Origin of the sequence: Corynebacterium sp. NML98-0116, from assembly GCF_001767255.1 — a bacterium.
Lineage (GTDB): Bacteria > Actinomycetota > Actinomycetes > Mycobacteriales > Mycobacteriaceae > Corynebacterium > Corynebacterium pseudogenitalium.
Genome location: NZ_CP017639.1, coordinates 572,159 through 593,359, shown reverse-complemented (window position 1 = coordinate 593,359; position 21,201 = coordinate 572,159). Strand labels below are relative to the sequence as shown.

The window sequence follows — 21,201 nt, the reverse complement described above, 5'->3', positions numbered from 1 at the left end:
AAACAACAACCACCGGGTGCGAACATCTTGATGTGGGGGTGATTAAAGTTTGCTCCATGACATATGAGAGTCCCCTGCCGCCAATTCCGGACGTCGGCACGCGAGCGCGCTCCATCACCGATCTGCTCTTCGGCAACCTCGGCGAGCACGCGTCGGCGCCGGCGCTCACGGAGGTCGAGACGGGGCGAAGCGTGACCTATGCGCAGCTTCACCAGGAGGTGCTGGCGCTCGCCGCCACGTTGCGCAGCCGCGGCATCGGTCCCGGGGATTGCGTCGCAGTGCAGCTGCCCAACGGCATCGACTTCGCCGTCACTTTCCTCGCGTTGGTGCAGGTGGGGGCGTCGGCAAGCTTGTTGGGGACGAGTCTCACCGCGACCGAACGTGACCACCTCTGCGCGCTCGCCGAGGCCAAAGTTCTTCTCGACGCCCCCATCGCCCCCACCGAACCACCCGAGCGCAGCGCCTCCCCAGCCGGGCCGGAAGATATCGCCGCGGTTGCCTTTTCCTCCGGTACCACCGGTTTGCCGAAGGCCGTCGAGCTGACCCACCGCAACCTGTGCGCGAACATGCTGCAGTTTTCGGCCGCGCTGCGCGCAAGCGGTATCGGCGCGGGCACCCCGACACTGGCGCCGCTGCCGTTCGCCCACATCTACGGACTGAACACACTGCTGCTGTCGTCGCTCTACGCGCACCACCATATTCACACGATGGCAGGCTTCGACCTGGGAGCGTTTATTGAGGCGCAGCGCAAGCACCGTATTGAGTTGGGCTTTATTGCGCCACCCATCGCGCTTGCGCTCTCACGACACCCGGAGGCGACCGCGGAGGCGTTCGCGGACTCCCGGTTCATGGTGTGCGGTGCCGCCCCGCTGGATGCTGCGTTGGCGGACAGCGTTGAGCAGCGGCTCGGCACGGTGATCCTGCAGGGCTACGGCACCACGGAGACGTCCCCGGTGACCCACGTGGGCATCGCTGGGAGGTCGAAGCCGGGCTCGATTGGGTTCGCGGTGCCGAACACGCAGTTCCGCATCATCGACCTTCGCGACGGCCACGACGTCGCCCCCGGCGAACCCGGTGAGATGCTCATCCGGGGCCCGCAGGTGATGCGGGGCTACCGCAACGACCCTGAGGCAACCCAGGCAACGATCACTGGTGGGTGGCTGCACACCGGGGATATCGTCACGCTGGCTGAGGACGGCACCGTCTACATCGTCGACCGGGCAAAAGAAGTGATTAAGTACAAGGGCTTCCACGTCGCCCCCGCTGAGCTCGAGGCACTGCTGCGCACCCACCCCGCGGTTGCCGACGCCGCCGTCGTCCGCCATATCGTGCGCACCCACGGTGTCGATTGCGAGGTCCCGCGCGCCTGCATCGTCGTCGCCGACGGCGCTACGTTGAGCCGCGAGGAAATCATGGAGTGGGTTGCCGAGCGCGTGGCCGGATACAAAAAGATCCGTGAAGTCACCTTCACGGATCACATCCCCCGCAACGCGGCGGGGAAAATTCTGCGGCGCGAACTCTAGTCGGCGTCCAGGTGCTGCGTGGTCAGGTAGCCGCCACGCATGCGCTGCACAATGTCGGAGCGCAGCTTCACGATGAAGAACCACACCAGGCCGAACATCAGGCCAACCACCGTGACCGACCAGTGCACGAAGAACCCAAAGATGAGCGGCACCTGCAGGGCCAAGTTAATCCACATCGCGCCCGGAATCTTCTGCGCGAACGCCATCACCGCGTGGGCGACGCCGATGACCACGATGTACACCCAGTTGAACGTGGTCCAGTAGGCGCCACCGTCGACTTTAAGAATCACGAGCAGGATGAGCAGCACGGTGATCGATTCCATGATCAGCGTGCCGGAGAGCACTCCGCGCAGTCCTGCGATTGGGTCCTTGACCGGCTCGTGCCCGAGCCCGAGCGGGCTGATCGGCGGTTGGCGTTTTTCTCTGCTCACTCTGGGTCCTTTCCAAACATGGTGCGGGCCTCCCCCGCGGTCACGACAGAGCCGGTGATGATCACACCGGAGCCGGACTGCACGCCGACTTCCGCAAGGGCGTCCTCGGCAAGCTCAACGGCCAGCTCGTAGGCGGACGGCAGGTGCGGCTGCACGTGCACGCGCTCATCGCCGAAGATGGAGCGGGCGATCTCGGCAAGGTCTTCGGCCTCCATCGCGCGTGGCGAGGAGTTCTGCGTAATCACGACTTCCGTGAGCGCCGGCTCTAGCGCCTGGAAAATGCCAGCGGCGTCCTTGTCACCGAGGATGCCCAGCACGCCAATGAGTCGGGTGAAGTCGAAGTCGTGCTGCAGCGCCTCCGCGAGGGCGGTTGCGCCGTGTGGGTTGTGGGTGGCGTCGATAAACGTGGTGGGTGTGGCGCGCACTCGCTCGAGCCTGCCCGGAGAGCGGACCGCCGCAAAGCCTTCCCGCACCGCCTCGATGTTGAGCGGGTGCTCGGCGTGTGCACCGTGGAATGCCTCGACCGCCGCGAGCGCGACGGCCGCGTTGCGGGCCTGGTGTGGGCCGGACAGCGGCAGGAAGATGTCGTCGTAGCTGCCGGCGAGCCCGCGCAGCCGTAGCTGCTGGCCTCCGACGGCCACCCCGGCTTCCTCAACGCCGAACTCGGAGCCGAGGCGCGCGACGGCGCTACCGACCTGGACGGTCTGCTCCAGCACTACGCGCATGGCCTCCGGCTGCTGGTCGGCGATGACCGTGACGGAGTCCGGATTCGTGATGATGCCGGCCTTCTCGCCCGCGATCTGCTCGATGGTGTCGCCGAGGTACTGCGTGTGGTCGATGCCGATCGGCATGATCACGTTGACGTCCGCGTCGATCACGTTGGTTGCGTCCCAGCGGCCACCCATGCCGACTTCCACCACGGCGATGTCCACCGGGGCGTCGGCAAACGCGGCGTAGGCGATGCACACCATGGCTTCGAAGAAGCTCAGCGGCTGGCCGAAGTGGTCGTCAGCCATCGCGAGGTACGGCTGAATTTCCTCGTAAATGCGCACAAAGTCCGCGGGGTGGATTGGTTGGCCGTCGATCCCGATGCGCTCGGTGATCAACTGCAGATGCGGGCTCGTCGTGCGCCCCACCCGGTGCCCGAGGCTACGCAGCAGCGACTCGATCATCCGGGTTGTCGACGTCTTCCCGTTCGTCCCCGCGACGTGAATCGCTTTGAACGAACGCTGCGGGGAACCCAGCAGATCCATGACGTACTCGACGCGCTCGAGCGTCGGATCGATCTGCGTTTCGCCCCAGCGCTCCTCGAGCTGCTGCTGGACTTCGCGCAACGCTGCAAGGTCTTCAGGCGTGACCTCGCGCGCGACGACGTCTTCCGCCTCCTCCGCCTGCGGCGCACCGAGGTTCAGGCGTAGCCCGGACTCCTCGACGGAGATATCGAACTGCTCGGGTAGCTCCGGAAGTTCCGGCAGGTCAGCATTGTCGGCCATCTACGCCTCCGGCAGCTGCGCCAGGCGCGCGGTCACACGTGCGAACTCTTCCTTCGCAACCTGCTGGCGCACCTTGATCTTCTCAACGACCTGCTCCGGCGCGTTCGCCAGGAACTGCTCGTTGCCAAGCTGACGGCCAGTGGTATCGAGCTCCTTCTCCGCCGCCGCGAGTTCCTTCTCCAGGCGCTTGCGCTCGGCCGCAACGTCGACGGTGCCGGAGGTGTCCAGCGCCACGTCGAGCGTCGCCTGGCTCAGGCGCATCTCAATGCTTGCCGACGCCGCAAAGCCCTCAGCAGGCGTCTCCACCCGCGCGATATCGCGGATAACGTTTTCCAGCCCAGCCAGGTCCGCCTTGGCAAAGTCAAGCTTCGCCGGCACCTTCTGGTTCGGCTTCACACCCTGGTCAGCGCGGAAGCGACGCAGCTCGGTAATCAGCTTGATCGCATCCTGGATCCTGCGGCGCGCTACATCATCCGTTTCGACGCCACCATTGGTGTCCTCCGCAGTCGGCCACGGCGCCTGCGTCACCGAAGGCTGCTGCGTCAACGCGGTCCACAGGGCCTCGGTGATGAACGGCATCGTCGGGTGCAGCAGGCGCAGCACCACGTCGAGCACGCGGCCGAGCACGATCTGCGTGTTACGGCCCTGCGCGGTCTCGCCCTCACGCGGGATCTGGGTCTTTGCGATCTCCAGGTACCAGTCACACAGCTCATCCCACGCGAAGTGGTAGAGATCCTCGTTCGCCTTCGCGAACTGGTAGTCGTCCAAGTAGGCGTCGACCTTCGCGCGGACTTCCTCGGCACGGTCCAGGCTCCAACGGTCGGCGTCCGTCAGCTCCTCGCGGGCCGGCAGCGGACCAACCGCTGCGCCGTTCATCAGAGCGAAGCGGGTCGCGTTGTACAGCTTGGTGGCAAAGTTACGCGCGGACGTGGCGTTGTCCTCACCGATCGGCAAGTCCACGCCCGGGTTCGCGCCGCGCGCAAGGGCGAAGCGCAGCGCGTCAGCGCCGTAGCGCTCGACCCAATCCATTGGGTCGATGCCGTTGCCCAGGGACTTCGACATCTTGCGCCCCTTCTCGTCGCGCACCAGGCCGTGCAGGTACAGGTCCGTGAACGGGATGATCGGGCGGCCGTCAACCCCCTCGCCGAGGATCTCAGGGGTGTTCTTTCCAGCAAAGGTGCCGAACATCATCATGCGGGCAACCCAGAAGAACAAAATGTCATACGCGGTGACCAACACGGACGTCGGGTAGAACTTCTCCAGATCCGGCGTCTTCTCAGGCCAGCCGAGCGTCGAGAACGGCCACAGCGCAGAGGAGAACCAGGTATCCAACACGTCCGGGTCCTGGGTGTAGCCAGCCGGCGGCTCCTCGTCAGGGCCGACGCAGACCACTTCGTCATTCGGTCCGTACCAGATCGGGATGCGGTGGCCCCACCACAGCTGGCGCGAAATCGTCCAGTCATGCATGTTGTCCACCCAGTCGAAGTAGCGCTTCTCCATCGATGCCGGGTGAATCTTCGTATCGCCGTTGCGGATCGCATCGCCGGACATCTTCGCCAGCTCTTCAACCTTGACGAACCACTGCAGGCTCAGGCGTGGCTCAATCGGTTCACCGGAGCGCTCCGAGTGGCCCACCGAGTGCACGTACGGGCGCACCTCCTTGACGATGCGCCCTTGCTCCGCCAGCGCCTCACGCACCGCGACGCGAGCCTCTTCGCGGCTCATGCCATCGAACTTGGTGCCGGTGTCGGCGATGTGGCCGGTCTCGTCCATGATGATCGGCATGTCCAGGTTGTGGCGCAGGCCCATCTCGTAGTCGTTCGGGTCGTGTGCAGGCGTGATCTTCACCGCGCCGGTGCCCAGTTCCATATCGACGTAATCGTCGGCGATCACCTGAATCTTCAGGTCATCGCGGAACGGGTGGTCGAACTCCTGGCCAACCAGGTCCGTGTAGCGCTCGTCGTCTGGGTGGACGGCAATGGCGACGTCGCCCAGCATGGTCTCAACACGGGTCGTGGCAACGACCAGGTGTGGCTCGTCGTCGTTGAGCGAGCCGTAACGGATGGAGACGAACTCGCCCTCAACGTCCTTATAAACGACCTCAATGTCGGACACCGCGGTCTCCAGCACCGGCGACCAGTTCACCAGGCGGTAGTCGCGGTAGATCATTCCGGCGTCGTACAGCTGCTTAAAGATCGTCTGCACTGCGCGCGAGAGGCCGTCGTCAAGCGTGAAGCGCTCGCGCGACCAATCCACGGAGTCACCGATAGCCCGCATCTGCGTGGTGATGGTGCCGCCGTACTGGTGCTTCCACTCCCATACCTTGTCCACGAACTCTTCGCGGCCATAGTCGTAGCGGTCCTTGCCCTCCTCGGCCTTCAGCTTCGCCTCGACCTTCGTCTGCGTAGCGATGCCCGCGTGGTCCATGCCCGGCAACCACAACACCTCGTAGCCCTGCATGCGCTTGCGGCGCACCATAACATCAATGAGCGTGTGGTCCAGGGCGTGGCCCATGTGCAGCTGGCCCGTCACATTCGGCGGGGGCAGCACCACAGAATAAGCAGGCTTGTCCGAGGAAGCGTCGGCGGTGAAGTATCCCTTCTCCACCCAGCCCTCGTACAAAGCCTGCTCGTGTTCGCCGGGCTCCCAAGACTTCGGGAGCGCATCGGCTCGGTTCTTGCCTACCAAATGTTCAGTCGCGTCAGTCACGGTTGACTATCTTAGCCATCAACCTCCGGTAGGCGCGACCGGTTAGAAAAGCTTGGACGCAATCTCCCACTCGCCGCGCATCGCTTCGACGTTCTTGTCGATGCGCTCGCGCTGGAAGTCGCTGATCTCCAGCCCCTCGACGACCTCCCACTTGCCATCACGGCCAATCACCGGGAAACCGAAGAGCAGCCCCTCCTCGACGCCGTACTGGCCGGTGGAAGGCAGCGCTGCCGTCGTCCACTTGCCGTCGGTGCCATTGACCCAGTCACGCATGTGGTCAACCGCCGCGGAAGCAGCGGACGCCGCCGAGGACTTACCGCGAACCTCGATGATTTCACCACCGCGCTTGGCAACGCGCGGGATGAACTCGTCGACGTACCAATCGCGGTCCAGCTTGTCGGCAATCTTCTCGCCGCCGACCTCAGCGAAGGTCACATCCGGGAACTGAGTATCCGAGTGGTTGCCCCACACCACCATCTTTTCAATTGTCGACGACGGCACCTCCAGCTTCTGGCCCAGCATGGACAGTGCGCGATTCTGGTCCAGTCGCATCAAGGCATTGAAGCGCTCGGCAGGGACATCCGCCGCGGCCTTCGCAGCGATGCGCGCGTTGGTGTTCGCCGGGTTGCCCACGACAAGCACCCGGATATCGTCCGCAGCGCCAGCGTTGATGGCCTTACCCTGCTCGACGAAGATCTTGCCGTTCGCGGTGAGCATGTCCGCGCGGGACTCACCCTTACCGCGTGGCTTCGCGCCAACCAGGAACGCGGCGTTTGCGCCCTCGAATGCCTTGAACTGGTCATCGGAAACGTTGATGCCAGTCACCAGTGGGAAGGCAGAGTCGTGCAGCTCCATCGCAGTACCCTCCGCCGCGCGGACAGCTGCCGGGATCTCGAGCAGCGTCAGCTCGACCGGCTGATCCGCACCGAAGACGTCGCCGGAGGCAATACGCCACAGCAGGGAGTACGCAATGTTGCCTGCTGCGCCGGTGACAACGACTTTAACGGGAGTGGAAGAATGGTGTGACATAGAAAAACCTCGGGTCAATAGTGTGCGGTACCTGACATTCAAAGTATAGGTAGTACAACCGACGCACTACCCCCGAAATCGTGCATACCCTCCCCCCTTTAGGCCTAAAAGGCATAGTAAGGCAGACAAATTCCCGTTTTGCACGGTGCAAATTCTCAAATGGGGGCATCATAGAGAAAAGTAGATGTCACCAATGAGCCAACATTCACGCATGCGTAGTAATTCAGGAGCGGATACAACGATGGATTTCCCCACCGACCCCACCTCGGCGAGTATCAAAGCACCTGAACCAGATATCAACGCAGAAATCGACAGTGTTGTTGACATCGCCCTCGACATGTTCGCCCGCGGTGGCTTCTCCCAAACAAAGCTGGGTGCCATCGCGAAGGAAACCGGCATGTCGAAAAGGATGATCCATTACCACTTCAGCGACAAAAAGGGCCTCTACGCAAAAACGATCAGGCGCGCGCTCGACCGCCTGGCTCCACCCGAAGAGATCCTGCAGCGCTCCTACGCAGTCCCGGTTGACGGCATGCGCCGCTTCGTAGACAGCATGTTCCACTCCTTCCAGGAAAACCCCGAGGCAGTTCAGCTGCTCATTCGTGAGCGGCTCGAGCCGGTCCTCGAGGACGCCTCAGCGGACATTGTGCACGGCCGCAGCGAGATCACGCTGCACGTCGAGCGCCTCCTGCTCGTGGGCCAGGACGCCGGCGCCTTCCGGCCGGGGATCTCCGCCGATGACGTACTCGCGCTGCTCACGGCGCTGAGCACGCTGCGGGTATCGGGCAACGCGGCGTCGATAATTACGAGCCACCTCGACCTCGACGAGCCGCGAAACGTCGAAGGGATGCGGCGCATGGTTATTGATACCGTGCTGGCGTTTTTGACATCCAACATCGCGCCTTCGGGCTACGAAAGCTACCTCGAGGCCACTCCCCTGCCGGACAGCGAAGGCACCGGCGCCAGCGACGACCTCTACGACATCTACTAGCTGCGACTCGGCAGCCTTACGCCGAGCGCTGCCCTTCCGCTTCCACGAACTGCGGCTCTGCAGCGCCCCGCACCACGTCGCCGTTGATGACGACTTCGCTGACGTTCTCGCGGTCGGGCAGGTCGTACATGATGGGCACGAGCACTTCCTCCATGATGGCGCGCAGGCCACGGGCGCCAGTGTTGCGCTCGGCAGCGCGGTCCGCGATCTCCTCGAGGGCGTCCTCGGTGAGCGTGAGCTGGGCGCCGTCCATCGAAAAGAGGCGGCTGTACTGCTTCACCAGTGAGTTCTTAGGCTCGGTGAGTACGCGCACCATGGCGTCGCGGTCGAGGTTCTCCACGTTCGCAATGATCGGCAGGCGCCCAATGAACTCAGGGATGAGGCCGAACTTCACCAGGTCACCCGGCTGCACCTGCGCCAGCATGTTGGCTTCGTCGCGCTCCTGCTTCGAGTCAATCTCCGCCCCGAAGCCGATGCCCTTCTTGCCCACGCGCTCCGCAATCACCTTGTCCAAGCCCGCGAACGCACCGGCGACGATGAACAGGATGTTCGTCGTATCAATCTGGATGAACTCCTGGTTCGGGTGCTTGCGCCCGCCCTGCGGCGGCACGGACGCGACCGTGCCCTCCAGGATTTTCAGCAGTGCCTGCTGCACGCCTTCGCCGGACACGTCGCGGGTAATCGAGGGATTCTCGGACTTGCGGGAGATCTTGTCTACCTCGTCGACGTAGATGATGCCGTGCTGCGCCCGGTTAACGTCGAAGTCCGCGGCCTGCAGCAACTTCAGCAAGATGTTTTCGACGTCCTCTCCGACGTACCCCGCCTCGGTGAGACTGGTGGCGTCGGCAATTGCGAATGGCACGTTGAGCATCCTGGCAAGCGACTGCGCGAGGTACGTCTTGCCGGAGCCCGTCGGCCCCAGCAGCAAAATATTCGACTTCGCGATTTCCACTTCCTCATCACGCTTGCGGTTCGTTACATTCTCCGACTCCGCCCGGATGCGTTTGTAGTGGTTGTACACCGCCACCGCGAGCGTGCGCTTCGCCGAGTCCTGCCCGATGACGTACTGGTCCAAAAACTTGGTGATCTCACTTGGCTTCGGCAGCCGATCCGCAGCCTCATCCTGCTCAGCCTGCGCCCCGCCGAGTTCTTCCTCGATGATTTCGTTGCACAGCTCGATGCACTCATCACAAATGTAGACTCCGCCACCGGCAATAAGCTTGCGAACCTGCTTCTGCGTCTTGCCGCAAAAGGAGCACTTCAACAGGTTTGAGGTGTTTTGGGATGTTGCCATAGATGCGTTGGACTCCAGCTTCTTCGTCTCGCCTAAGGGTTGACCTTAGAGCTTAGCGGGTACGTCAAACTCACACACTCTCGCACGTTGTCGCGCATCGTGGCGATCAAGGGCACAATGGAGCGCATGACGCATATACATACTGTGGAATACGGCAATAAAGACAACACCAGCACCGTGGTGCTCCTCTCCTCCATCGCGACGACGCACGAATCCTGGTCGAAGCAGATTCCTGAACTGGCGAAGCACCACCGTGTCATCGCGGTCGATCATCGCGGGCACGGCGGCTCCGACGTCGCCCAGGTGGCTCCCAGCTCCGCAACCGTGAAGCTGCTTGCGCAGGATATCTTGAGCGCACTCAACCGCGAGGGGGTCGACCGCTTCAGCGTTGTCGGCCTCTCCCTCGGCGGCGCCATTGCGCAGTATCTTGCGGCGTACAGCGGGCGCGTGGAGAAGGCTGTCTTCGCTTGCACCGCGACTTACCTCGGTGGCAATGAGCAGTGGGACGAGCGCACGCGCATCGCACGGGAGGAAGGCATGGGCCCCATCGCCGACATGCTCATTCCTAACTGGTTCACCCCAGCATTTATCGACGCCCACCCAGGGGAAGTCGAGCGCATCCACGACATGGTCAGCGCCATCGACCCCGAGGGTTACGCCCAAAACGGCGATGCCTTGGCAAAGTGGGACTTCGCTTCCCACCTGGATCAGATCACCTGCCCAGTGCTGACCATCGCGGCCACCGGCGACGCCGGTACCGGCCCGGACAAACTGGCCGAAATCGCCGACGGCGTCGCAGGCCCCGTGGAGTCTGTGGTCATTGAGCCGGGCTCGCACCAGGTGCCCATCGAGAACCCTGCTCCGTTCAATGAAGCGCTGCTGAAGTTTTTGGGCTAAGATTTGTCGGCTACGCTAGACGCAGAAGTCTGTCAGAAAGGATCCCCTAGTGATGAACACCCGGCCCAAACTTGTGCTTGCCGCACTCTTGACGTGCACGACGCTGTTGGCCGGGTGTAACTCGTCGCCGGAGGATCGTTTGGCGGAGCCTGAGATCTCGTTCCCGGCGAAGGAGACGTCGACAAGCCCGGCGCCCGACGATGATGACGAGGACGCGACCGAGACCGAGACGTCCACCTCGACGAAGACATCGACGAGCACGTCGAAGAAGAGCTCAAGCTCGTCTAGCTCCTCGAGTTCTTCGAAAAAGTCGAGCTCTTCTGCCTCCTCTAGCGATGATGACAGCGACGAGCCCGCGCCGGTACAGCCTGCCGAGCCCGCCCCACAGAACGGCGCGACGTGCGCGTGGCCGAAGCAGGGCCAGCAGTCAGCGAGCGACGAATACAGCACCTTCTGCGACGGCGACTGGGCCCGCACCGTGATGCCGAACGGCCAGGAGTACTTCTGGGCTTCCAACGGCAACTCTTGGGCATCCGTTGACCCCGTCGGCGAGCACGAAGGCAACGCCTGCTGGGACCGTAAGGACTTCACCTCCGCACCGGCCGCGGTGCGCGACGCGGTCCCGTACTGCCCTTAAGCCTGCAGCACCTCCGCTGGCTTCTTGACGACGACCGGCTTCGCGGACGGCGCACGCAGTCCTACCAGGGCGACCGCGCTCAACACGAACACGCCTGCTGCAACGATGTAGAGTCCACGTGGCCCCAGCCCGGCCTCGGCGAGGTAGCCGATGAGCAGTGGTCCGCAGACCGAACCAACTCGCCCTACAGCCAACGCCACTCCAACGCCGGTCGCCCGCAAGTGCGTCGGGTAGGACGCCGGAGTCACGGTGTACATGCCAGTAACGCACGCGTTCAGCAACATACCAACCAGTACGCCCAGCGGGAACGCCACGAACGACGCGCCCGCGGAGAAGATGAAGGCCACCAACGCGCCCGCGCCACCGATGGCGAAGGCGATGAGCAGCACGCGGGCGTCAACACGCGTGGTAATCACTCCGAAGATCAGCGAGCCGATCGTGCCGCCGAACGCGATCATGATGCCGCCGAAAATACCCTGCTGCGCGGACAGTCCCAGTTCGTTGAGCAACTTGGGCGTCCAGGAATTAGCAAAGGCAAAACCAAAGCTGATCAGCGAGAATGCAATCCAGATCCGTACAGTCGTCGACAGCCATACTGGGGAGACGATTGCGCGCAGTGCGCCCGAGGCGGAAGCCGGGGCGCTCGTCTGGGCCGGAACCACTGCTCCCCCGTGCCCAATGCGGCGTGCGATACGCTCAACGCGCGCAGCATCCCCGCGACTCGCGAGCACGTCCACCGACTCCGGCAGCAACGCCGTTGCAAGCACCAGCGCCACGGCAGACAGAGCCGCGCCCACGAAGAAGATCGAGTGCCAGCCGTGGCTCTCCACAACCTTGGACGCCAGCACGCCGCACAGCGTCGCGCCAACGCCGTACCCCGACGCGTAGACCGCCATCGCCAGCCCACGGAACCGGTCGTTAGAATACTCACTGACCAGCACGGTCACGCACGCGAGCACGCCGCCCACGCCCACACCAGTGACGAAGCGCCACGCGATAAACGCCGCGGTACTCCCCGCGAAGCCCGACAGGAGCAGGCCCACGGTATCAATCAGCAGCGCCACAAGAATCACGTTTCGACGCCCCCATCGATCCCCCGCCGGCCCGAAGACCGCCGCGCCGACACCAACGCCGAGCAGCGCTGCCGACAGCACCCAACCCAGCAGGGACGAGCCGATCGCGAACTCCTCCGCCAGGTGCGGCGCCGCAAATGCGGTTGCGACGAGATCATAGCCGTCAAGGGCGTTCAAATAGGTAATGACGGCAATGATCAGCCACTGGTACGGACTCATCGGCCGAGTGTTAATGGAAGTTCTGATATCCACCGCGCTCTTTCCTTTATCTTCACGTGTCGTGTTTTCGCAGATGTGTGAAGAATGTACCGCACGGTCTGTCTATTCGCGCCCTTTTATTCACGCTTGGTCAAGCACACAAAAAGACGCCACCCGGTTACCCTTGGTGGCGTCGAAAAGCGATCAGAAGTTAGCCGTTCAGCTTGCGGTAATCAAAGACCTGGTCGATGATGCCGTACTCGACAGCTTCCTGCGCGGTAAGGATCTTATCGCGATCCGTATCGATGCGGACCTGCTCCGCAGTGCGACCGGTGTGGTGCGCGAGTGTGTCCTCCATCAGGCGGCGCATGCGTTCGATCTCATTGGCCTGGATCTCGAGGTCAGAAACCTGGCCCTGGGTACCCTGCGTCGCGGGCTGGTGGATCAGCACCCGCGAGTTCGGCAGCGCAGCGCGCTTCCCCGGCGCACCAGCGGCAAGGATGACCGCCGCAGCGGACGCAGCCTGGCCGAGGCACACCGTTTGCACGTCCGGGCGGACGTACTGCATCGTGTCGTAAATCGCCATCAGCGCGGTAAACGAGCCACCCGGGGAGTTGATGTACATCGTGATGTCGCGGTCCGGGTCCTGAGACTCCAGCACCAGCAGCTGCGCCATGATGTCATTCGCGGAAGTGTCATCGACCTGGGTGCCCAGGAAGACGATGCGCTCCTCGAAAAGCTTGCCGTATGGGTCGATCTGCTTCGTGCCGAAGGAAGTCTCCTCCAAGAACTGTGGCAGCACGTAGCGGGAGGAAGGCATTTGGAAAGACATACGTAAATTCTCCTGTCTACTTAGTTGCTGATCGAGCCCTGAGCGCTCTCGATAACGTGGTCCACGATGCCGTACTCCATCGCCTCTTGGGCCGTGAACCAACGGTCACGGTCGGAATCCTTCGTAATCTGCTCGAAAGTCTGGCCGGTATGCTCAGCGATAAGCTGGGCCATCTCGCGCTTCGTCGCTGCGAACTGCTCAGCCTGAATAGCAATGTCGGCAGCAGTACCGCCAACGCCTGCGGACGGCTGGTGCATCATAATCCGAGCGTGCGGAAGCGCGTAACGCTTGCCCTTCGTGCCGCCGGAAAGCAGGAACTGCCCCATCGACGCCGCCAAGCCCATGCCGTACGTAGCAATATCGCACGGCGAGTACTTCATCGTGTCATAAATCGCCATGCCGGCAGTCACGGAACCACCCGGGGAGTTAATGTACAGCGAAATGTCGCGAGTTGGATCCTCCGCGGACAGCAGCAAGATCTGCGCGCACAGCTTGTTCGCAATTTCGTCGTCAACCTGCTGGCCCAAGAAAATAATGCGCTCGCGCAGCAGGCGCTCATAGACAGAATCACCCAAGTTCATGCCCTGCGATGGGGATGTCATAAAAATGGCTCCTTCGTGGTTCAAACTCTTTTATGTAGCGTCAACAATGCCACCACCCTACTCCGATAGTCCACTTTGCACGGGGTTGTTCGCTGATGGCGTACACGTACGTTGTGAACCCGTAGTGAATGGCGAAACGCCCCGGCGTAGGCGCAACGCGTGCGCATCGCCGGGGCGTTTCAACTCAAGATTTAGTCTTCGGAAGCCTCTGCTTCTTCCTCTTCAACCTCACCGAAGTAATCGTTCGGGTCGACGGTCTCGCCCTTGTCGTCCTTCACGGACACGCGGCAGATCGCGGTAGCGAGTGCCTTGCCACGGCGGACGTCTGCGAAGAGGTTACCGATCTGGCCTGCCTGCTGCAGCTGCGCCACGAACTGGTTCGGGTCCATGCCGTAGGACTGCGCGGTGAACAGGATGTGGTCGGTCATCTCCTGCTGGGAAACCTCAGGCTCCTCCTGGTCAGCAACAGCGTCCAGGAACAGCTGGGTACGGACAGCGGACTCAGCCTGCTCGTGGTTCTTCTTGTCGAACTCCTCGCGGGTCATGCCCTGTGCCTCGAGGAACTGTGCGACAGCAGCCTCGTCGTGTGCCAGCTGGCCGAGCATCTGGTGGAGCATGTTGTGCTCCTGCTCCTCGACGATGGACTTCGGAAGCTCGAACTTGGTCTCCTCGAGCGCTGCCTTCAGTACCTCGTCGCGGATGTCAGCTGCCTGCTGGGTCTTCTTGTCCTCAGCGAGCTGCTCCTTGGTGGATTCACGCAGCTCCTCAGCGGTGTCGAACTCGGAGGCCATCTGAGCGAACTCGTCGTCAAAGTCAGGAAGCTTGCGCTCCTTCGACTGCTGGACGTGTACCTTGATGGTGGCTTCCTTGCCCTTGTGCTCGCCGAACTCGATCGTCGCTGTGAACTCGTTGTCCTCGCCGGTCTTCATGCCGCGCAGCGCGGTGTCGAGGCCCTTGATCAGGTCGTCCGAGCCGATCTGGTAGGTCAGGCCCTCAGTGGAAGCCTCCTCGACCTTCTCGCCGTCAACCTCAGCGTGCAGGTCGATGACTGCGAAGTCGTCGGTCTTCATCTTGCGCTTGGTGTCCTTGAGCTCGCCGAAGCGCTCGCGGAGCTGGTCGATCTCCTTGTCGACGTCCTCGTCGCTGACCTCGAGGGCCGGAACAGTGACGTCAATCTTGGAGAAGTCAGGGACAGTAATCTCTGGGCGAACGTCGACCTCAGCGGTGAACTCGACGACGTCGTTGTCCTCGATCTTGGTGATGTTGATCTCTGGCTGACCGATCGGGTTCAGGCCATTTTCCAGGACAGCCTTCTCGTAGCGGGTTGGCAGCATGTCGTTGACAACCTGCTCCAGGATCGGGCCACGGCCGAAGCGGGCGTCGATCAGCTGGCGAGGAGCCTTACCGCGACGGAAGCCAGGAATGTTGACCTGCTGCGCAATTGACTTGTACGCCTGGTCGATTTCCTTGCCGAGCTCATCGAAAGGAACGCTGACGTCCAACTTGACACGAGTCTCACTGAGCTTGTCGACGGAAGTCTTCACGGATTACTCCTGTAATTAATCGGGTAAATTGTACGGATATGTAAACAAGCCCGCTATTTCTAGCGGGCTTGTTGATGTCGGGGCGACAGGATTTGAACCTGCGACCCCCTGCTCCCAAAGCAGGTGCGCTACCAAACTGCGCCACGCCCCGCGAATGATTGCTCATTGCGACGTTGGCAACTATAACCATGCCCCAGAGCAATACGCAAATCGACAGTTCAACACTACTTTTGGGCTATATTCACAGAAACAAAAACGCGGCTACACATCTCGTGCAACCGCGTCTTCCGCTTTTATCATTTGGAGGGAATGACGGGAATCGAACCCGCGTCTTCAGCTTGGAAGGCTGAGGTATTAGCCACTATACGACATTCCCACTTCACCAAAAGGTGATGGGCGCAAGTGTAACCCACCGCCGACTTTGAGACAAAACCACCCGCTTAGCGTGGAACTTTCTCCCAACCACGTGCGTTGCACGTTGTAAGTACTGATAATTTGTGGCCGATCCCGAAGGAGCTTTCCCTCACTATGAACCTCATTTTGATCCTCGCTATCGTTGGCGCCGCGGTGTACCTGATAAAGAGTCGCCAGAATGGCGCGACCAACCAGCGCGAACAGCTCCAGCTCGAGGACGCGATTGCGGACGCACGCCGCTGGACAGAGCGACTTGGCTCCCAAGTCCTTACTATCTCCGGTACCGACGCTGCTTCGACCCAGGCGATGGCCGACGCCTCTGAACGCTACAACGCAGCAAGTGGCGCGCTGGGCCAGGCGACCACACCGAAGCAGGCCATGCTCGCTCGCGAATCTGCCCTGGAGGGGCTGCACTATGTCAACGCAGCACGCGAAATCATGGGCATGCCCGCGGGCCCAGAGCTTCCGGAACTGGAAGGCCAGCGTAGCGCGGGCCGGGTGACCGAGGAGCGAACGATCCGCCAGGAAGACGGCACCACCGTCACCGCATCCCCGTACGCTTCTGAGCGCACCCCGAACTACTACCCTGGCGGCGTTGTCGCCGGCCGCCCAGTACCGGCCGGCTGGTACTCCACCGCCTGGTGGGCGCCAGCGATGATGACTGGCATGTGGGCTGCAAGTTCGATGATGTTCTACTCCGCGATGTTCGCAGGTATGGCCGGCACGCCATCGCCAGAGGCCTTCGCAGCGGGTGACTTCGGGGACGCCGGCGCAGGCGACTTCGGCGATATGGGAGATGCTGGAGACATCGGCGATGCCGGGGAGATGGGCGACATGGGCGACGCCGGCGGCGAGGGCCTGTTCGGTGACGGCGGCCTCTTTGGGGATGGTGGTGGCTTCGACTTCGGGGGATTTGACTTTTAGTCCAGGCCAGTGCGCTAGAATGCCTACCGTTTAGCACCCCACCGCTGAAGGAGCGTTTCGTGAACATTGCAGTGTTGCTCAAGGAAGTCCCGGATACGTACGGCGACCGCGACCTGAATCTGGAAACCGGCCTGACCGATCGCTCCGGTGATGTCGTCGCTGACGAGGTCTGCGAACGCGCCGTCGAAGCCGCGATGCGACTCAAGGAGGCCCGCGGCGACGAGGAAACCATCGTCGACCTCATTACGGTAGGGCCAGAAACAGCGCATGCCAGCGTGCGCAAGGGCATCGCGATGGGCGCGGATGATGCCTACATCATTGCCGACGACGCGCTCCTCGGCGCGGACGTGACGCTGACGGCAGAAGTGCTCGCGGCGGCACTGCGCAACAAGGACTACGACCTGGTTGTGCTCGGTACCGCGTCCTCTGACGGCGGTGGCGGCGTCATGGCTGGACTGCTCGCAGAGATGCTCGGCTGGCCCGCCATCGCCAACGCGACCGAGGTCACGCTCAACAACGACATGGTGACTGCGACGCAGGTCAGCGATCACGCCACGCTCACCCTGGAGGCGCAGCTCCCGGCGCTGGTCGCGGTCTCGGACGAGTACCCGGATGCCCGCTTCCCGAACTTCAAGGGTCTGATGGCGGCGAAGAAGAAGGAACTGCACACGCTGACGCTGGCGGAGCTCGGCGTCGACGCGGAGGATTTCGCACGGCCGCGGGCGATCATGGTGGACGTCGAAAAGCGTCCTGCGCGTGAGCGCGGCGAGATCATTGACTACGGCCCGAACGCTGTGGGCCAGCTGGTCGACTTCCTTGCAGAGAAGCACTACATCTAACCCGCCGAACGAAGGATACTGACATGGCAACCTCTCCCCGCACAGTTTTGGTCGTGCTCGACGCGACGCACGACGACCAGCTCGACTCCACCGCCGCCGAACTCATCGGCGCAGCCGCGCCTCTGGGTACCCCGGTGGTGCTGACCACCAACCCAGCACACGCCGAAGCGCTCGGCGAGCTCGGCGCAGCCGTGGTGCTGACCACTAACGTTGACGCGCAGCAGCAGGCAGTCCCACTTGTCGACGCCGCCGAGGCCGCGTTCAACGCCACCGACCCGGCAGCCGTGATCCTCGCCCACTCCGTCCGCGGCCGCGACGTCGCGTCGCGCCTGGCCGTGCGCAAGGGCAAGGCCCTGCTCACCGACGCGATTGATGTCCGCCGAGACGACCAGGGCATTGTGACGGACCACGAGAACTACGGCGGCGCCTACACCGCAACCGCTGCAGCGACCCACTCGGCGCCAATTATTACGGTGCGCATCGGCGCGATCGATCGCCGCGCGGATGCGACGACGCCCGAGGTCCACGAGTTGGATGTCACCGCCTCCGGGATGCGCGCCGCGACGGTGACTTCGGTGACGCCGGTGGTGCGCACCTCGACGCGCCCGGAGCTGCTCACCGCAGATCGCGTGGTTGCAGGAGGCGTTGCTTTGGGCGACGCGGACATGTTCGAGCACCTCGTGGGCGGGCTTGCCGACGAGCTCGGCGCCGCAGTCGGCGCGACCCGCTCCGCTGCTGACGAGGACCAAATCAGCCACGACGCCCAGATTGGGCAGACCGGCATCGTGGTCAGCCCGAAGCTCTACATCGGCATCGGTATTTCCGGCGCTGTGCAGCACCTCGTGGGCATGCAGACAGCCGACACCATCATCGCGATCAACAACGATGAGGACGCTCCGCTGTTCGATATCGCGGACTTCGGCATCATTGGCGATCTCTTCGACGTGGTGCCGGAACTCATCGAGCAGATCGCAGCTCGCCGCAGCACGGAGGCGTCCGAGTAATGCAGGTGCACCTTCGTCGTGGCCTGCCCCGCGTAGCGAGCGGCCAGCCGTGGCCACCAGTTGATGAGGTCGCGCTCGAACCCGACCCGGCCGTGAGCGGCGATCTGGTCGGAGCTCAAGCGGCTCCGGCCCCAGCGCAACCCGAAGGCGTATCGACGCCCCTCCGTCGCGGCCTGCCTCGTACCCCGAGCGGCCAGCCATGGCCTCCTACAGACTCGGTCGCAGTCGCTGCGGACCCTGCCGTGCAGCAGGTGTTCCCAGCGGCTGCAGAACGCGCTGCCGCCGAACAGCCCGCGGAAGAGCAACCAGCTGGCCCGCTCACCACGGTCGCCGTGCGTCAGGGCCTTCCGCGTACTGCCGGGGCTGGCCCGTTCCCGCCTGTCGCCAGTGTCGACGTCCCAGAGGACCCCGCTGTGGCGGTTCCTCCGCTCTACGGCGCAGCGGCGCAGGCTGCAGAACAGGCACCGGAACTGGTACCGGTACCAGCAGTCGAGTCCTCGCCGCAGCTAGCACAGCCCGAGCGGCCGAAGTTGGCGGCACAGCCCGTGCCTGCGCCGACTCAAACTCCATCGCGTCGCTGGTGGGCGTACGGTGGCGTCGCGCTGCTCGCTGCGTTCGTAGTCGCGGTCCTGGTGGCGCGCTGGTTCGTCGGCACCCCGACGGGCAGCAGCTTCATCGAACGCTACACCGGCCAGCAGCCCCTGCCGGAAGGCGCACCTGTTGGGCTGCCCGCATGGTTGGGGTGGTCGCACTTCTTCAACATGCTGTTCATGGCGCTCATCATCAAGACTGGTATGACCGTGCGCCACGAGCGCAAACCCGAAGCGTATTGGGCGCCGCGCACAAACCCCAAGAAGAAAATTTCTCTTACCCTGTGGCTGCACCTCACCATTGACGTGCTGTGGGTGGCGCTCGGCGTGGCGTTCTACATCGTCCTGTTCGCCACTGGCCAGTGGATGCGAATCGTGCCCACGAGCTGGGAGGTCATCCCGCAAGCGGTCTCCGCGGGGATCCAGTACCTCAGCCTGGACTGGCCGACGGAAAACCCGTGGGTGCACTACAACGCGCTGCAGGAGCTGTCGTACTTCGCGGTGGTGTTCCTTGCCGCGCCGCTGGCGATCCTCTCCGGCGCTCGCATGAGCGAGTGGTGGCCGAAGTCCTGGTCCTTCTTCTCGCTGAAGGCTGCACGCGCCATTCACTTCCCCACCATGCTGTTCTTCGTCCTGTTCACCGTGGTACACGTCTTCCTGGTGCTCACCACGGGTCTGCGCAGAAACATGAACGCGATGTTCGCTGCCTCCGGCGACGTCGACCCAGACGTGTACGGCACGAGCTGGACTGGCGTCATCCTGTTCCTCGTTGCGGCAGCCGTGATCGCGGTGGTGTGCAGGCTGGCACGCCCCGCACTGGTAGCCCCGGTGGCGCAAGCGACTGGCAAGGTGACAAGCCGCTAAAGTAAAGCGCATGGTACCCATGTTTGCGCTTCACGACGGCACATCAATCCCTCAACTCGGCTACGGCCTCCACCGCGTAGACCCGCAGGAGGCCGAGCGGTTGGTCAGCGAAGCGCTGGAGGCAGGTTACAGACACTTCGACACCGCCCACATTTATGGGAACGAAGAGGGCGTCGGCAAGGCAATCGCGAAGTCGGGGATCCCGCGCGAGGAGCTGTACATCACCACGAAGCTGTGGAACAACCGCCACCACGACGCCCCGGCGGCGCTCGAGGAGTCACTGGAGAAACTCGGGCTTGACCACGTGGATCTTTACCTCATTCACTGGCCTCTGCCCGGACAGGGCGCATACGTGGATGCGTGGAAATCCCTCATTGGACTCCGCGAGGCTAAACTCACGACCTCCATCGGCGTCTCAAACTTCCTGCCAGAGCACATTGAGCAGATTGAGATGCACACCGACGTCACCCCCGTGGTCAACCAGGTTGAGCTGCACCCGCTGTTCCAGAACTGGAAAGAGCTCGACGCGATGCGTGTGCACAATATCGCCATCGAGGGCTGGGCTCCGCTCGGTGGCGGCGCCTACGACCTCACGGACTTCCCCGAAATTACTGACGCCGCCGAGGCACACGGCAAAACGCCAGCGCAGGTGGTGCTGCGCTGGCATCTACAAAACGACGTGATCGTGTTCCCCAAGACCACGTCCGCGGAGCGGATGCGTGAAAACATGGACATTTTCGACTTCACGCTCAGCCCCGAAGAAATGTCCGCCATCGTCGCGCTCGATGAGGAGGAGTTCGGGCGCCACGGCCCGCACCCCGCGGACTACGAAGAACTGGGCTAGATAGCCGGGGCTTCGCCCGTCTCCTCGTACTTGGACAGGATGTCGATGCGGCGCTGGTGGCGCTCCTCGTTGCTCCACTCCTGACCAATGAACGCGTCGACGATCTTCAGCGCTTCTTCCTCGGTGTGCATGCGCCCACCGATACCGATGAGCTGCGCGTTGTTGTGCTCGCGTGCCAGGCGCGCGGTCTCCTCAGACCACGCCAAGGCGCAGCGAGCGCCCTTCACCTTGTTCGCGGCGATCTGCTCACCATTGCCAGAGCCGCCCAGCACGATGCCGAGGGAGCCTTCGTCCGCTACCGTCCGCTCAGCTGCGGCGATGCAGAACGCTGGGTAGTCGTCGAGGGCGTCATACTCGTGCGCACCACAGTCGATGACTTCATGGCCCTGCTTTTCCAGGTGGGCCTTAATCTGATTCTTTCGTTCGAAACCGGCATGATCTGCCCCAAGGTAAATTCGCATGCGCTCTA

19 protein-coding genes and 2 tRNA genes are annotated in these 21,201 nt (G+C 62.9%); 9 read left to right on the top strand and 12 right to left on the bottom strand.

What is annotated here, in order from left to right; translation table 11 throughout:
- Nucleotides 1–56: 56 nt before the first annotated feature.
- Nucleotides 57–1,523 (top strand): AMP-binding protein, encoded by a 1,467-nt coding sequence (locus BJP05_RS02535; protein WP_070362037.1) that lies wholly within the window; start codon nucleotides 57–59, stop codon nucleotides 1,521–1,523.
- Here the strand turns inward: BJP05_RS02535 and BJP05_RS02530 are convergent.
- From BJP05_RS02530 to BJP05_RS02515, 4 genes are read right to left on the bottom strand one after another with little or no spacing between them, the layout of a single operon-like run.
- Entirely contained in the window at nucleotides 1,520–1,954 is a 435-nt protein-coding gene (locus BJP05_RS02530) for a DUF4233 domain-containing protein (protein ID WP_070362036.1), read from the bottom strand. The genes BJP05_RS02535 and BJP05_RS02530 overlap by 4 nt on opposite strands.
- Nucleotides 1,951–3,447: a folylpolyglutamate synthase/dihydrofolate synthase family protein gene (locus tag BJP05_RS02525; protein WP_070362035.1), complete on the bottom strand. Its 1,497-nt coding sequence runs from the start codon at nucleotides 3,445–3,447 to the stop codon at nucleotides 1,951–1,953. The genes BJP05_RS02530 and BJP05_RS02525 overlap by 4 nt, the downstream gene beginning before the upstream one ends.
- A complete protein-coding gene (locus BJP05_RS02520; protein WP_070362034.1) occupies nucleotides 3,448–6,156 on the bottom strand; it encodes a valine--tRNA ligase in 2,709 nt (902 codons plus the stop codon).
- Between the two features lie 42 nt (nucleotides 6,157–6,198).
- The gene (locus BJP05_RS02515; RefSeq protein WP_070362033.1) at nucleotides 6,199–7,185 is read right to left on the bottom strand and encodes a malate dehydrogenase; all 987 of its coding nucleotides are present in this window, start codon (nucleotides 7,183–7,185) and stop codon (nucleotides 6,199–6,201) included.
- A 193-nt stretch (nucleotides 7,186–7,378) separates the two neighbouring features.
- Here BJP05_RS02515 and BJP05_RS02510 point away from each other — a divergent pair, with 193 nt between their 5' ends.
- Nucleotides 7,379–8,176, top strand: a complete 798-nt coding sequence (locus BJP05_RS02510) for a TetR/AcrR family transcriptional regulator (RefSeq protein ID WP_083290888.1) — start codon at nucleotides 7,379–7,381, stop codon at nucleotides 8,174–8,176.
- A gap of 16 nt (nucleotides 8,177–8,192) precedes the next feature.
- On the opposite strand, the gene clpX is transcribed toward BJP05_RS02510, so the two are convergent.
- Nucleotides 8,193–9,470 (bottom strand): ATP-dependent Clp protease ATP-binding subunit ClpX, encoded by a 1,278-nt coding sequence (gene clpX, locus BJP05_RS02505; RefSeq protein WP_070362031.1) that lies wholly within the window; start codon nucleotides 9,468–9,470, stop codon nucleotides 8,193–8,195.
- A gap of 87 nt (nucleotides 9,471–9,557) precedes the next feature.
- Here clpX and BJP05_RS02500 point away from each other — a divergent pair, with 87 nt between their 5' ends.
- Both BJP05_RS02500 and BJP05_RS11375 read left to right on the top strand, forming a co-directional pair.
- A complete protein-coding gene (locus BJP05_RS02500) occupies nucleotides 9,558–10,367 on the top strand; it encodes an alpha/beta fold hydrolase (protein ID WP_240492790.1) in 810 nt (269 codons plus the stop codon).
- 49 nt (nucleotides 10,368–10,416) lie between these two features.
- Entirely contained in the window at nucleotides 10,417–11,004 is a 588-nt protein-coding gene (locus BJP05_RS11375; protein WP_176754779.1) for a hypothetical protein, read from the top strand.
- Here BJP05_RS11375 and BJP05_RS02490 read toward each other — a convergent pair.
- From BJP05_RS02490 to BJP05_RS02465, 6 genes are all read right to left on the bottom strand, one after another.
- A complete protein-coding gene (locus BJP05_RS02490) occupies nucleotides 11,001–12,329 on the bottom strand; it encodes an MFS transporter (RefSeq protein ID WP_070362029.1) in 1,329 nt (442 codons plus the stop codon). The genes BJP05_RS11375 and BJP05_RS02490 overlap by 4 nt on opposite strands.
- 157 nt (nucleotides 12,330–12,486) lie before the next feature.
- Nucleotides 12,487–13,107 (bottom strand): ATP-dependent Clp protease proteolytic subunit, encoded by a 621-nt coding sequence (locus BJP05_RS02485; protein WP_070362028.1) that lies wholly within the window; start codon nucleotides 13,105–13,107, stop codon nucleotides 12,487–12,489.
- Between the two features lie 20 nt (nucleotides 13,108–13,127).
- Nucleotides 13,128–13,709, bottom strand: coding sequence for an ATP-dependent Clp protease proteolytic subunit (locus tag BJP05_RS02480; protein ID WP_070362027.1), 582 nt, complete (start codon nucleotides 13,707–13,709; stop codon nucleotides 13,128–13,130).
- A gap of 191 nt (nucleotides 13,710–13,900) precedes the next feature.
- The gene (gene tig / locus BJP05_RS02475) at nucleotides 13,901–15,253 is read right to left on the bottom strand and encodes a trigger factor (RefSeq protein ID WP_070362026.1); all 1,353 of its coding nucleotides are present in this window, start codon (nucleotides 15,251–15,253) and stop codon (nucleotides 13,901–13,903) included.
- A gap of 77 nt (nucleotides 15,254–15,330) precedes the next feature.
- A tRNA-Pro gene (locus tag BJP05_RS02470) sits at nucleotides 15,331–15,404 on the bottom strand.
- 150 nt (nucleotides 15,405–15,554) lie between these two features.
- A tRNA-Gly gene (locus BJP05_RS02465) sits at nucleotides 15,555–15,629 on the bottom strand.
- A gap of 152 nt (nucleotides 15,630–15,781) precedes the next feature.
- On the opposite strand from BJP05_RS02465, the gene BJP05_RS02460 reads away from it, so the two are divergent.
- Genes BJP05_RS02460 through BJP05_RS02440 form a run of 5 tightly spaced genes read left to right on the top strand, consistent with a single transcriptional unit; the run spans nucleotide 15,782 to nucleotide 20,732 of the window.
- Nucleotides 15,782–16,591 (top strand): hypothetical protein, encoded by an 810-nt coding sequence (locus BJP05_RS02460; protein WP_070362025.1) that lies wholly within the window; start codon nucleotides 15,782–15,784, stop codon nucleotides 16,589–16,591.
- A gap of 59 nt (nucleotides 16,592–16,650) precedes the next feature.
- Nucleotides 16,651–17,430, top strand: a complete 780-nt coding sequence (locus tag BJP05_RS02455) for an electron transfer flavoprotein subunit beta/FixA family protein (RefSeq protein ID WP_070362024.1) — start codon at nucleotides 16,651–16,653, stop codon at nucleotides 17,428–17,430.
- 23 nt (nucleotides 17,431–17,453) lie between these two features.
- Nucleotides 17,454–18,434, top strand: coding sequence for an electron transfer flavoprotein subunit alpha/FixB family protein (locus BJP05_RS02450; protein WP_070362023.1), 981 nt, complete (start codon nucleotides 17,454–17,456; stop codon nucleotides 18,432–18,434).
- On the top strand, nucleotides 18,434–19,888 hold the full coding sequence (locus tag BJP05_RS02445; protein ID WP_084028546.1) for a cytochrome b/b6 domain-containing protein: 1,455 nt from the start codon (nucleotides 18,434–18,436) through the stop codon (nucleotides 19,886–19,888). Before BJP05_RS02450 ends, BJP05_RS02445 begins: the two co-directional genes overlap by 1 nt.
- Before the next feature lie 10 nt (nucleotides 19,889–19,898).
- Complete coding sequence (locus BJP05_RS02440; protein ID WP_070362022.1) at nucleotides 19,899–20,732, top strand: aldo/keto reductase; 834 nt, start codon at nucleotides 19,899–19,901, stop codon at nucleotides 20,730–20,732.
- Here BJP05_RS02440 and BJP05_RS02435 read toward each other — a convergent pair.
- A complete protein-coding gene (locus BJP05_RS02435) occupies nucleotides 20,729–21,193 on the bottom strand; it encodes a ribose-5-phosphate isomerase (protein ID WP_070362021.1) in 465 nt (154 codons plus the stop codon). The genes BJP05_RS02440 and BJP05_RS02435 overlap by 4 nt on opposite strands.
- Nucleotides 21,194–21,201: the final 8 nt, after the last annotated feature.

Excerpts from the sequence above, each read along its gene's own strand:
- clpX (WP_070362031.1), bottom strand. The coding sequence starts at position 9,470 with ATGGCAACATCCCAAAACACCTCAAACCTGTTGAAGTGCTCCTTTTGC.
- BJP05_RS02480 (WP_070362027.1), bottom strand. The coding sequence starts at position 13,709 with ATGACATCCCCATCGCAGGGCATGAACTTGGGTGATTCTGTCTATGAG.
- BJP05_RS02485 (WP_070362028.1), bottom strand. The coding sequence starts at position 13,107 with ATGTCTTTCCAAATGCCTTCCTCCCGCTACGTGCTGCCACAGTTCTTG.
- BJP05_RS02440 (WP_070362022.1), top strand. The coding sequence starts at position 19,899 with ATGGTACCCATGTTTGCGCTTCACGACGGCACATCAATCCCTCAACTC.
- BJP05_RS02525 (WP_070362035.1), bottom strand. The coding sequence starts at position 3,447 with ATGGCCGACAATGCTGACCTGCCGGAACTTCCGGAGCTACCCGAGCAG.
- BJP05_RS02435 (WP_070362021.1), bottom strand. The coding sequence starts at position 21,193 with ATGCGAATTTACCTTGGGGCAGATCATGCCGGTTTCGAACGAAAGAAT.
- BJP05_RS02460 (WP_070362025.1), top strand. The coding sequence starts at position 15,782 with ATGAACCTCATTTTGATCCTCGCTATCGTTGGCGCCGCGGTGTACCTG.
- BJP05_RS02445 (WP_084028546.1), top strand. The coding sequence starts at position 18,434 with ATGCAGGTGCACCTTCGTCGTGGCCTGCCCCGCGTAGCGAGCGGCCAG.
- BJP05_RS02515 (WP_070362033.1), bottom strand. The coding sequence starts at position 7,185 with ATGTCACACCATTCTTCCACTCCCGTTAAAGTCGTTGTCACCGGCGCA.
- BJP05_RS02535 (WP_070362037.1), top strand. The coding sequence starts at position 57 with ATGACATATGAGAGTCCCCTGCCGCCAATTCCGGACGTCGGCACGCGA.
- BJP05_RS02450 (WP_070362023.1), top strand. The coding sequence starts at position 17,454 with ATGGCAACCTCTCCCCGCACAGTTTTGGTCGTGCTCGACGCGACGCAC.
- BJP05_RS02510 (WP_083290888.1), top strand. The coding sequence starts at position 7,379 with ATGAGCCAACATTCACGCATGCGTAGTAATTCAGGAGCGGATACAACG.